Source organism: Streptomyces sp. H51, from assembly GCF_035656535.1.
GTDB lineage: Bacteria > Actinomycetota > Actinomycetes > Streptomycetales > Streptomycetaceae > Streptomyces.
The window spans coordinates 1-12,109 of sequence record NZ_JAYMHD010000021.1 but is presented as its reverse complement, the minus strand read 5'-3'; the positions used below and the strand labels follow the sequence as shown (position 1 = coordinate 12,109).

The following is a 12,109-nucleotide window of genomic DNA, read 5'->3' as shown; positions in this document are numbered from 1 at the left end:
GAAGCGGCGGCGGAACGGGAACTCGCCCCGGCCTGAAGCGGCGGCGGAACGGGAACTCGCCCCGGCCTGAAGCGGCGGCGGAACGGGAACTCGCCCCGGCCTGAAGCGGCGGCGGAATGGGAACTCGCCCCGGCCCGGAGCGGCGGCGAGACAGAACTCGCCCCCGCCCGACGCGGCGGCGGAACGGAACTCGTCCCAGCCTGAAACGGCCGCGGACGTCCCGAATGTCGGTGCCTGCCTCTACTGTCGGGTGCATGGAAGGCAACATCGCAGCCCACGCTCAGGAGAACCGCGTACCGCCCCCCGGATACGACGCGTCCGACGTGGAGCGCTGGGCCCCCGAACCCGACAAGCGCCCCGGCCGCACCGCCTTCCAGCGCGACCGCGCCCGCATCCTGCACAGCGCCGCGCTGCGCCGGCTGGCCGGCAAGACTCAGGTCGTGACGCCCGGCACCCGCAGCCTCGCCTGGGACGCCAGCCCCCGCACCCGCCTCACCCACTCCCTGGAGTGCGCGCAGGTCGGCCGCGAGCTGGGCGCCGCCCTGGGCTGCGACCCGGACCTCGTCGAGGCCGCCTGCCTCTCGCACGACCTGGGCCACCCGCCCTTCGGCCACAACGGCGAACAGGCGCTGAACGAGTTCGCCGAGGACTGCGGCGGCTTCGAGGGCAACGCCCAGTCGCTGCGGCTGCTGACCCGCATCGAGCCCAAGCGTTTCTCCGCCGACGGCTCCGTCGGCCTCAACCTCACCCGTGCCGCCCTCGACGCCGCCACCAAGTACCCGTGGCCGCGCGGCGCGCACCCCGCCGACCCGGCGTCCCCGAAGTTCGGGGTGTACGAGGACGACCGGCCGGTGTTCGACTGGGTCCGCAAGCAGGCCCCCGGCACGCGCACGTGCTTCGAGGCCCAGGTGATGGACTGGGCCGACGACGTGGCCTACTCGGTGCACGACGTCGAGGACGGCCTGCACGCCGGGCACATCGACCCCGACAGCCTGCACGCGCGGCCCGAGCGGCAGGCGGTCCTCGACGTCGCCGTCGGACGGTACGTGCCCGCGGACACCGACCCCGCCGAGCTGTCCGCCGCCCTCGACCGCCTCCAGGCCCAGGAGTGGTGGCCGCACCGGTACGACGGTTCCGCGGTCGCGCAGGCCCGCCTGAAGGACGCCACCAGCCAGCTCATCGGCCGCTTCTGCCTCGCCGCCGAGGGCGCCACGCGCGCGCGGTGGGGCAGCGGGCGGCTGACCCGGTACGGCGCCGAACTCGTCGTACCGCGCGGGACCCGGATGGAGTGCGCGGTGCTGAAGGCGGTCGCCGACCGGTACGTGATGCAGCGGGCCGAGCAGGCGCTGCTGCGGGCCGACCAGCGGATCGTGGTCGCCGGGCTCGCCGAGGCGCTCACCGCCCGCGCCCCGGACGGTCTTGACCCCCAGTTCCGGGCGCTGTTCGACGTCGCCCCGGACGACCGGGCCCGCAAACGGGTGATCGTCGACCAGATCGCGTCGCTCACGGACGCCGCGGCCCGCTCGCTTCACGCCCGCCTGACGGGGCACCCGTGAGGGACCCCGGGGTCACGTGGGACGCGGGCGCGCCCGAAAGTGACCCTCCGTGGCCTGATCGGGCCACTCCCCCTTCCCCCATCACGCTGCGTGCGGGAGGCTCGCATGTGGCGGCACCCCTACGAGGAGGCATCAAGTGGTCGACGCGGATCAGACATTCGTCATCGTCGGAGGCGGGCTCGCCGGCGCGAAGGCGGCGGAGACGCTCCGGGACGAGGGCTTCACCGGCCGCGTGATACTGATCTGCGACGAGCGCGACCACCCCTACGAGCGCCCTCCGCTGTCCAAGGGCTACCTGCTGGGCAAGGAGGAGCGCGACAGCGTCTTCGTCCACGAGCCCGCCTGGTACGCGCGGCACGACGTCGAACTGCACCTCGGCCAGACCGTCGTCGCGATCGACCGGGACGCGAAGGCGGTACGCCTCGGCGACGGCACGCCGGTGCGCTACGACAAGCTGCTGCTGGCCACCGGCGCCGAGCCCCGCCGCCTGGACATCCCCGGCACCGACCTGGCCGGCGTCCACCACCTGCGCCGGCTGGCCCACGCCGAGCGGCTCAAGGGCGTCCTCGCGGCCCTCGGCCGGGACAACGGCCACCTCGTGATCGCGGGCGCCGGCTGGATCGGCCTGGAGGTCGCCGCGGCGGCCCGCGAGTACGGCGCCGAGGTCACCGTCGTCGAGCCCGCGCAGACCCCGTTGCACGGCGTGCTCGGCCCCGAGCTGGGCAACCTGTTCGCCGAGCTGCACCGCGCGCACGGCGTCCGCTTCCAGTTCGGGCGGACCCTGACGGAGATCGTCGGCCAGGACGGCATGGTCCTCGCCGTGCGCACCGACGACGGCGAGGAGCACCCGGCGCACGACGTGCTCGCGGCGATCGGCGCCGCCCCGCGCACCGCCCTCGCGGAGGCGGCGGGCCTGGAGATCGCCGAGCGGGCGCACGGCGGCGGCATCGTGGTCGACGAGCGGCTGCGCACCTCCGACCCCGACATCCACGCGGCCGGCGACGTCGCCTCCTTCCCCCACCCCCTCTTCGGCACCCGGCTGCGCGTCGAGCACTGGGCCAACGCGCTCAACGGCGGCCCCGCGGCGGCCCGCGCGATGCTCGGCCGGGACGTCGTGTACGACCGCGTGCCCTACTTCTTCTCCGACCAGTACGACCTGGGCATGGAGTACTCCGGCTGGGCGCCCCCGGGGTCGTACGACGAGGTGGTGATCCGCGGCGACGCGGGCAAGCGCGAGTTCATCGCCTTCTGGGTCAAGGAGGGCCGGGTGCTCGCCGGGATGAACGTCAACGTGTGGGACGTCACGGACACCGTCCAGCGGCTGATCCGGGCGAGGACACCGGTGGACACGGAGGCGCTGGCGGACCCGCACGTACCGCTGGAAAGCCTCGTCCCGTAGGCCCTGTCGTGTGGATCAGGCCGGCTCTGAGGCGCGGTGCCTTGCGGCCTGCCCGAGCGGGGCCTGGTGCGTGCAGACGCAAGGCGGAGGAGGGCGTCGACGCGATGGGGGTCCCCCGCGCGAGCGCAGCCGAGCGTGGGGGAGTCGGCAACCGACGACAACGCCGCGGATGCGCGTGCCGGGCCCCGCGACGTCGGCATGATCCAAACGGCAGGGCCTGAGTGTCGGCGGGCCGCCGTAGACTTCACGCGTGGCTGGACGGATCAACGACGAGGACGTGAAGGCGGTACGGGACGCGGTCCCGATCGACGCCGTCGTGTCCGAGTACCTCCAGCTGCGCAACGCCGGCGGCGGCAACCTCAAGGGCCTGTGCCCCTTCCACGACGAGAAGTCCCCGTCCTTCCAGGTCAGCCCCAGCAAGGGCCTCTTCCACTGCTTCGGCTGCCAGGAGGGCGGCGACACCATCACGTTCGTGATGAAGGTCGACCACCTCTCCTTCTCCGAGGCGGTCGAGCGCCTCGCCGCCCAGGCCGGCATCACCCTGCGCTACGAGGAGGGCGGGTACAACCCCGCCCACCAGCGCGGCGAGCGGATCCGCCTGGTCGAGGCCCACAAGATCGCCGCCGAGTGGTACGCGGAGCAGCTCGCCACCGGCCCGGAGGCCGACGCCGGCCGCACGTTCCTCGCCGAGCGCGGCTTCGACCAGGCCGCCGCCCAGCACTTCGGCGTCGGCTACAGCCCCCAGGGCTGGGACCACCTCACCCGCTACCTGCGCGGCAAGGGCTTCACCGACAAGGAACTGATCCTCTCCGGCCTCTCCCAGGAGGGCCGCCGCGGCCCCATCGACCGCTTCCGCGGCCGCCTGATGTGGCCGATCCGCGACATCGGCGGCGACGTCGTCGGCTTCGGCGCCCGCAAGCTGTACGAGGCGGACAACGGCCCCAAGTACCTCAACACCCCCGACACGGCGATCTACCGCAAGTCCCAGGTCCTGTACGGCATCGACCTCGCCAAGAAGGAGATCGCCAAGACCTCCCGCGCGGTCGTCGTCGAGGGCTACACCGACGTCATGGCCTGCCACCTCGCCGGCGTCACCACCGCCATCGCGACCTGCGGCACCGCCTTCGGCGGCGACCACATCAAGATCCTGCGCCGCCTGCTGATGGACAACGGCAGCGCACGCGTGATCTTCACCTTCGACGGCGACGCGGCCGGCCAGAAGGCGGCCCTGCGCGCCTTCGAGGACGACCAGAAGTTCGCCGCCGAGACGTACATCGCCGTCGCCCCCGACGGCATGGACCCCTGCGAGCTGCGCCTCGCCAAGGGCGACGAGGCGGTCGCCGACCTGGTCGAACCCCGCACCCCCCTCTTCGAGTTCGCGCTCCGCCAGATCGTCGTCCGCTACGACCTGGACACCCCGGCGGGCCGCGCCGCCGCGCTCGACGAGGCCGCACCGATCGTCGCCCGCATCAAGAACACCGGCGCCCAGCACGAGGTCGCCGTGCAACTGGCCGGCATGCTCGGCATCCTCGACACGCAGTTCGTGGTCAAGCGAGTGGCGCAGCTGGCCCGTTGGGCCCGCGAACGCGGCGGCGCCCCGGCCCCCGCCCCGGCGCGCGGCCGTCAGCAGTACGAGGCCGCCCCCCGCCCGACCGGCGGCGGCCCCGCGCTCAACCTCCGCAACCCCGTCTACGCCACCGAACGGGAACTGCTCAAACTCGCCCTGCAACGCCCGGAGCTGGTCTCCCCGGCCTTCGACGCGTACGGCGTCGACGAGTTCACCGCGGCGCCGTACGCGGCCGTGCGCCAGGCCGTGCTCGACGCGGGCGGCGCGGAGTACGGCGTGCAGGACCCGCAGGAGTACCTGGTCCGGGTCCGCGAGGCGGCGCCCGACGACACGGTCCGCGCCATGGTGACGGAACTGGCGGTCGAGGCGATCATGCGCAGGACCGTCGACGAGGTGTACGCGGGCACCGTGCTGGTGACGGTCCGCCGCCGCGCCGTGGAGCGCCGCATCCGCGACATCCAGTCCCAGCTGGCCCGGCTGGCCGCGGGCGGGGACCCGGCCCACCTGACGGCCGTGCAGAACGAGCTGTGGGTGCTCCAGCAGTACGACCAGGCACTGCGCGAGCACGGAGCCGCCGCTCTGTGAGCCGGCCGTCCGGCACGGTCACCGGGCGGTCACGGACCGGACTCAAAAAGTCACCGCACGCCCCTCGGCGCGGCGATGTGTCGTACCCCACACTGAGTGCTGGTGCCTGAGTCCTCGGAGCGCGGCCGATCCGTCCCTCGCGGGTCCACGACCCCCGCGGCTTTGCTCGTCGCGTACGGGACGGACAGCGGCGAGGCCGCCGACTCCGCCCCCGACGTACCGCTGCCGCACACCTCAGCAGCGATCACCCTGGAGGTCGCCCCCGTGCAGACCCGGACCCTCACCCACACCGACGTCAGTACGGACGGCACGGAAGCGGACCCGGAGAGCGAGGTCCTCGCCACGGTCCCCCCGCAGATCCGTGCCGTGCCCCACCTCCCGGCGGACCCGGACGGCCCGCCCGCCGAAGAGTTCGAGACCGCCGACCCCGCCGATCCGCCCGACCTCGCCGATCCGCCCGACCTCGCCGATCCGCCCGAACCGGCCGATCCCCCCGACACCGCCGAAGCCGTGGAGGCGCCCGGGCCGTCGCGGGTCCGCACCGACACCGGCGGCCCCTCCTCGGACCTGTTCCGCCAGTACCTGCGCGAGATCGGCCGCGTCCCGCTGCTCACCGCCGCCGAGGAGGTCGAACTCGCCCGCCGCGTCGAGGCGGGCCTGTTCGCCGAGGAGAAGCTGAGCAGCGCGCCCGACCTGGACAGCGAGCTCGCCCTCGACCTCGACCGTCTCGTCGTCATGGGCCGCATGGCCAAGCGCCGCCTCATCGAGGCCAACCTGCGGCTCGTGGTGTCGGTGGCCAAGCGGTACGTCGGACGCGGCCTGACCATGCTCGACCTGGTGCAGGAGGGCAACCTCGGCCTCATCAGGGCGGTCGAGAAGTTCGACTACGCCCGCGGCTACAAGTTCTCCACCTACGCCACCTGGTGGATCCGCCAGGCCATGTCCCGCGCCCTCGCCGACCAGGCCCGCACCATCCGCGTCCCGGTCCACGTCGTCGAGCTGATCAACCGCGTCGTCCGCGTCCAGCGCCGCATGCTCCAGGAACGCGGCTACGAGCCCACCGCCGACGAGGTCGCCGCCGACCTCGACCTGCCGCCCGAGCGGGTCGGCGAGGTGCTGCGCCTGGCCCAGGAGCCGGTCTCCCTGCACGCCCCCGTCGGCGAGGAGGACGACGTGGCGCTCGGCGACCTGATCGAGGACGGCGACGCCGCCTCGCCCGTGGAGTCGGCGGCGTTCCTGCTGCTGCGCGAACACCTCGAGGCGGTGCTCTCCACGCTCGGCGAACGCGAGCGCAAGGTCGTGCAGTTGCGCTACGGGCTGGCCGACGGGCGCCCGCGCACCCTGGAGGAGATCGGCCGCATCTTCGGCGTGACACGGGAGCGGATACGGCAGATCGAGTCCAAGACCCTCAACAAGCTGCGCGACCACGCCTTCGCCGACCAGCTGCGGGGCTACCTGGACTGAACGGGGGCCGCCCGGCACGAGGCTCGCCACACGACGAGCGGCCCCGCACGGCCGAGCGGCCCCGCACGGCCGAGCGGCCCCGCACGGTGCCGCGGCCTCAGTCGACCTCGGCGACCGCCTGCGCGAACTGCGCCTTGTACAGCCGCGCGTACGCGCCGTCGGCCGCCAGCAGGTCGGTGTGGGTGCCCTGTTCGACTATCGCGCCGTTCTCCATGACCAGGATGGTGTCCGCGTCCCGGATGGTGGAGAGCCGGTGTGCGATCACGAACGAGGTGCGCCCGTGCGCGAGTTTGGCCATCGCCTTCTGGATCAGCACCTCGGTGCGGGTGTCGACGGAGCTGGTGGCCTCGTCCAGCACCAGGATCGTCGGGTCGGACAGGAACGCCCGGGCGATGGTGATGAGCTGCTTCTCACCGGCGCTGACGCCGGTGCCCTCGTCGTCGATCACGGTGTCGTAGCCGTCGGGCAGGGTGCGGACGAAACGGTCGGCGTGGGCCGCCCGCGCCGCCTCCTCGATCTCGCCGCGGGTGACCTCCCGCGAGGCGCCGTAGGCGATGTTCTCCGCGATGGTGCCGCCGAACAGCCAGGTGTCCTGCAGCACCATGCCGATGTGCGCGCGCAGTTCGTCCCGCGACATCCGCGCTATGTCGACGCCGTCGAGGGTGATGCGCCCGCCGGAGACCTCGTAGAACCGCATGAGCAGGTTCACCAGCGTCGTCTTGCCGGCGCCCGTGGGACCGACGATGGCGACCGTGTGCCCGGGCTCCACCTTCAGCGACAGGCCCTCGATGAGCGGCTTCTCGGGGTCGTAGCGGAAGGACACGTCCTCCAGGGCGACCCGCCCGCGCAGCTCGGCCGGCTTCTCGGCCGGCACCGGATCCGCCTGCTGCTCCTCCGCGTCCAGGAGTTCGAAGATCCGCTCGGCCGACGCCACGCCCGACTGCACCAGGTTCGCCATCGAGGCGACCTGCGTCAGCGGCATCGAGAACTGCCGCGAGTACTGGATGAACGCCTGCACGTCACCGATCGACAGCGCGCCCGACGCCACCCGCAGACCGCCCACCACCGCGACCAGCACGTAGTTGATGTTCGACACGAACATCATCAGCGGCTGCATGACCCCGCTGTTGAACTGCGCCCGGAAACCGGCCTCGTACAGCGCCTCGTTCTGCTCGGCGAACTGCTGCGCCGATTCGTCCTGCCGGCCGAACACCTTCACCAGGGTGTGGCCGGTGTACATCTCCTCGACGTGCGCGTTCAGCCTGCCGGTGGTGCGCCACTGCTGCACGAAGTGCGGCTGCGAGCGCTTGCCGACCCGGGTGGCGACCACGAACGACAGCGGCACGGTCACCAGCGCCACCAGCGCCAGCAGCCAGGAGACGTAGAACATCATCGCCAGTACGCCGATGATGGTCAGCAGCGAGTTGATCAGCTGGCCCATCGACTGCTGCAGCGTCTGGCCGATGTTGTCGATGTCGTTGGTGGCCCGGCTGAGCACCTCGCCGCGCTGCCGCTTGTCGAAGTACGACAGCGGCAGCCGCGACAGCTTCGCCTGCACGTCCTCCCGCAGCCGGTACATCGTCCGGTTGACGGCCCGGTTCACCAGCCGGGTCGCCACCGCCATCAGCAGACCGGCGGCCAGGAACGTGCACAGCGCGAGCAGCAGTACGCTGCCGACCGCGCCGAAGTCGATGCCCTTGCCCGGCGTGAAGTCGGTGCCGCGCAGCATGTCGGCGACGTCGCCCTGGCCGCGCTCCCGCATGGAGTCGAGGACCTGCTGCTTCGTCACCCCGGACGGCATCTTCCGCCCGATGATCCCGCCGAAGACCAGGTCGGTGGCCCGGCCGAGGATCTTCGGCCCGATCACGTTCAGGCCGACGCTGAAGACCACGCAGGCCAGCAGCGCGTAGATGGTCAGCCGTTCCGGTCTGAACTGGGCGACGAGCCGTCTGCCCGACCCCTTGAAGTCCATCGAGCGCTGATCGGGGCCGCCCCCGGCCATCATCCGCCCCATAGCCGCGGCCATCAGGCAGCCTCCGCTTCCGTCAGCTGGGAGAGCACGATCTCCCGGTAGGTCTCGTTGCCGGACATCAGCTCGTGGTGGCGGCCCGTGCCGACGACCCGCCCCTCGTCGAGGACGACGATCCGGTCGGCGTCGCGGATGGTCGCCACCCGCTGCGCGACGATCACCACGGTCGCCTCGGCGGTCTCCTGGGCCAGCGCGGCGCGCAGGGCCGCGTCGGTCGCGTAGTCGAGCGCGGAGAAGGAGTCGTCGAACAGGTAGATCTCCGGGCGCTGCACCAGCGTGCGGGCGATCGCCAGCCGCTGGCGCTGACCGCCGGAGACGTTGGTGCCGCCCTGCGCGATCGGCGCGTCCAGGCCGCCCTCCAGACCGCTGACGAAGTCCTTGGCCTGCGCCACCTCCAGCGCGTGCCACAGCTCCTCGTCGGTGGCGTCGGGATTGCCGTAGCGCAGGTTGGTCGCGACGGTGCCCGCGAACAGGTACGGCTTCTGCGGTACGAGTCCGACCGTCCTCGCCAGCAGCTTCGGCTCCAGCGAGGACACGTCCGTGCCGTCGACGAGCACCTGGCCCTCGGTGGCGTCGAACAGCCGGGGGACCAGCCCGAGCAGCGTGGACTTGCCGCTGCCGGTCGAACCGATCACGGCGGTCGTCTCGCCGGGCCGGGCCACCAGGTCGATCGCCTTGAGCACCGGCTCCTCCGCGCCCGGATAGCGGAAACCGGCGCCGCGGATCTCCAGATGGCCGTGCCGGCGCAGCTCGGTGACCGGCGCCGTCGGCGGGACCACGCTGGAGGAGGTGTCCAGGACCTCCTGGATGCGCTCGGCGCACACCTCCGCGCGCGGCACCATCATGAACATGAAGGTGGCCATCATCACGGACATCACGATCTGCATCAGATAGGCGAGGAACGCCGTCAGGTCGCCGATCTGCATGCCGCCGCTGTCGATGCGGTGCGCGCCGAACCACACCACCGCGATCGACGACAGGTTCACCGTCGTCATGACCACCGGGAACATCAGCGCGAGCAGGTTGCCCGTCTTCAGCGACATCTCGGTCAGGTCCGCGTTGGCCTCACCGAAGCGCCGCTGCTCGTACTCGTCCCGGACGAAGGCGCGGATGACGCGGTTGCCGGTGATCTGCTCGCGCAGCACCCGGTTGACCGTGTCCAGGCGCACCTGCATGGCCCGGTACAGCGGCCGCAGCCGCCGCACGATCAGCGTCACACAGATCCCGAGCACCGGCACGACGGCGACCAGCACGCCCGACAGCGGCACGTCCAGGCCGAGCGCCAGCACGATGCCGCCCACGCACATGATCGGCGCGGACACCATCAGCGTGAACGCCATCAGGGCCAGCATCTGGACCTGCTGCACGTCGTTGGTCGTACGGGTGATCAGCGAGGGCGCGCCGAAGTGGCCCACCTCGCGCGCCGAGAACGACTGCACGCGGTCGAACACGGCGCCCCGGACGTCCCGGCCGAGCGCCGAGGCGGTGCGGGCGCCGTAGTACACGGCGCCGATGTTGCACACCACCTGGGCCAGCGAGATGCCGATCATCAGGGCGCCGAAGGAGAGGATGTAGCCCGTGTCCCCCTTGACGACACCGTTGTCGATGATGTGGGCGTTGAGCGTCGGCAGGTAGAGCGTGGCGCACGTCTGCAGGAACTGCAGCAGCACCAGCAGAGCGATGGGTTTCTTGTAGGGCCTGAGACAGGCCCGCAGAAGTCGTATGAGCACGCTGCGTCTCTCGGAGTCGGCGTCGTCGGGTGGAGCGGGCGTGTGCCCGAGGCTCCTATCGTCGGACACTCAACCCGTGTTACCTCAACCGATTAAGCCGTCAGCGGCGCGTTTTGCCGTCTCATGGGCGGAAGGCCCCCGGATGGGTCTGGTCCCGCACCGACACGAACTGCTGCCGCACGGCCTGTCCCACCGCCAGATCCTCCCCGGGCTCCAGGATCTGCGCCGCCGCGCCCTGCCAGGCCGGCGGGGTGCGCGGGTCGAGGGTGCCCTGTGACACGCCGAGCGCCCAGGCGGCCTGCCGGGCGGCGCCGATCGCCGCGTAGTCCGCGGGCTGCGGTACGGCGATCTGCGCGCCGAACAGCGACGGCGCCACGGCCTGCACGGCGGGCAGCGCGGCGGCCGCCCCCAGCAGGAACACCCGCCGCACCTCCACACCGCGGCCGCGCAGCACGTCCAGCGCGTCGGCGAGCCCGCACAGCATGCCCTCGAACGCGGCCCGCGCGAGGTGCTCCGGCTTCATCGACTCGCGCCTGAGCCCCGCCAGCGTCCCGGCGGTGTGCGGCAGGTTCGGCGTCCGCTCGCCCTCCAGATACGGCAGCAGCACCAGCCCGTGCGAGCCCGGCGTGGACTTCATCGCCAGCTCCGACAGGCTCTCCAGGTCCGCCAGCCCGAGCAGTTCGGCGGTGCCGCGCAGGGCCCGTACGGCGTTCAGGGTGGTGACGACCGGCAGGTGCAGGCCGGTCGCGTCGGCCAGGGAGGTGATCATCCCCGCGCCGTCGACGAGGGCCTCGTGGTGGACGGCCATGACGGACCCGGAGGCGCCGAGCGACACGACCGCGTCGCCGAGTCCGATCCCCAGCCCGAAGGCGGCGGCCATGGTCTCACCGGTCCCCGCGGAGATCAGCAGCCCCTCGGGGGTGGTACCGGCCGCGTCCGCCGGGCCGATCACCTCGGGCAGCATGACCTGGTGCCCGAGCGCCAGCTCGACCAGGTCGGGGCCGTAGGCGCCGGTCGCCGCCGACCAGTAGCCGGTCCCGGAGGCCCCGCCGCGGTCGGTGGTCCGCCTGACGGGCCGCCCCAGCAGCTGCCACACCAGCCAGTCGTGGGCCTGCATGAGGACCGCGGTGCGCAGGGCGGCGTCGGGTTCGTTCTTGGCGAGCCAGCGCAGCTTCGTCACCGGGTGCGCGGCCTGCGGCACGCTCCCCACCGCGTGCGCCCACGCCTCCCGCCCGCCGAGGGCGTCGATCAGGTCGGCCGCCGCGACCTGCGTCCGCTTGTCCCCGCCGACCATCGCCGGGCGCACCGTGTTGCCCTGTGCGTCCAGCGGCACCACCGCGTTCTGCTGCGCCGACACGCCGATGGCCTGCACGCCTTCCAGCAGCCCGCCGCCGGCCGCCTCGCCCAGGGACAGCAGCCAGGCCTGCGGGTCGACGTCCGCGGGCCGGCCGCCGCCCTCGGCGGCCTCCGTCGGATGCGGCGCATGGCCCTGCCTCAGCACGGCCCCCGTGTCCGTGTCACAGACGACGATGCGAGTGAAATCGGGTGAACTGTCCAACCCGGCGACTATCCCCATGGCCGGAATTCTGCCGCACCGCCGCGGCTGCTCCACCCGCGGTGCGCCATGGGAACGCGGGGGCGGCCCGGCCGGGGCGGCCGCGGACCCGTCGTGGGGGGGGGGGGGGGGGGGGGGGCCCCCCCCCCGCGGCCCCGGCAGCCCCGGCAGCGGGGTGGGAAACCTCCGGCGGACCGGCGCCGTCGGGCGGCTGGCGCCGGAGC

General features: G+C 72.6%; 7 protein-coding genes. 4 read left to right on the top strand and 3 right to left on the bottom strand.

Translation table 11 applies throughout. The annotated features are described in order from the left end of the window. Nucleotides 1-254: 254 nt before the first annotated feature. From VKA29_RS06485 to VKA29_RS06470, 4 genes are all read left to right on the top strand, one after another. On the top strand, nt 255-1,556 hold the full coding sequence (locus tag VKA29_RS06485) for a deoxyguanosinetriphosphate triphosphohydrolase (protein WP_324784232.1): 1,302 nt from the start codon (nt 255-257) through the stop codon (nt 1,554-1,556). 136 nt (nt 1,557-1,692) lie between these two features. Continuing rightward, nucleotides 1,693-2,955, top strand: a complete 1,263-nt coding sequence (locus VKA29_RS06480; protein WP_324784231.1) for an NAD(P)/FAD-dependent oxidoreductase — start codon at nt 1,693-1,695, stop codon at nt 2,953-2,955. Between the two features lie 250 nt (nt 2,956-3,205). Then, nucleotides 3,206-5,107, top strand: coding sequence for a DNA primase (dnaG, locus tag VKA29_RS06475; RefSeq protein ID WP_324784230.1), 1,902 nt, complete (start codon nt 3,206-3,208; stop codon nt 5,105-5,107). A 102-nt stretch (nt 5,108-5,209) separates the two neighbouring features. Next, nucleotides 5,210-6,571, top strand: a complete 1,362-nt coding sequence (locus tag VKA29_RS06470; RefSeq protein ID WP_324784229.1) for an RNA polymerase sigma factor — start codon at nt 5,210-5,212, stop codon at nt 6,569-6,571. Nucleotides 6,572-6,668: 97 nt separating this feature from the next. On the opposite strand, the gene VKA29_RS06465 is transcribed toward VKA29_RS06470, so the two are convergent. From VKA29_RS06465 to VKA29_RS06455, 3 genes are all read right to left on the bottom strand, one after another. Then, on the bottom strand, nt 6,669-8,597 hold the full coding sequence (locus VKA29_RS06465; protein ID WP_324784228.1) for an ABC transporter ATP-binding protein: 1,929 nt from the start codon (nt 8,595-8,597) through the stop codon (nt 6,669-6,671). After that, nucleotides 8,597-10,330 carry an ABC transporter ATP-binding protein gene (locus VKA29_RS06460; protein ID WP_324784227.1) on the bottom strand — a complete coding sequence of 578 codons (1,734 nt, stop codon included), beginning with the start codon at nt 10,328-10,330 and terminating at the stop codon, nt 8,597-8,599. The genes VKA29_RS06465 and VKA29_RS06460 overlap by 1 nt, the downstream gene beginning before the upstream one ends. Before the next feature lie 121 nt (nt 10,331-10,451). After that, nucleotides 10,452-11,906, bottom strand: coding sequence for an FGGY family carbohydrate kinase (locus VKA29_RS06455; RefSeq protein WP_324784226.1), 1,455 nt, complete (start codon nt 11,904-11,906; stop codon nt 10,452-10,454). Between the last annotated feature and the right edge of the window lie 203 nt (nt 11,907-12,109).

Excerpts from the sequence above, each read along its gene's own strand:
- VKA29_RS06485 (WP_324784232.1), top strand. The coding sequence starts at position 255 with ATGGAAGGCAACATCGCAGCCCACGCTCAGGAGAACCGCGTACCGCCC.
- VKA29_RS06465 (WP_324784228.1), bottom strand. The coding sequence starts at position 8,597 with ATGGCCGCGGCTATGGGGCGGATGATGGCCGGGGGCGGCCCCGATCAG.
- VKA29_RS06455 (WP_324784226.1), bottom strand. The coding sequence starts at position 11,906 with ATGGGGATAGTCGCCGGGTTGGACAGTTCACCCGATTTCACTCGCATC.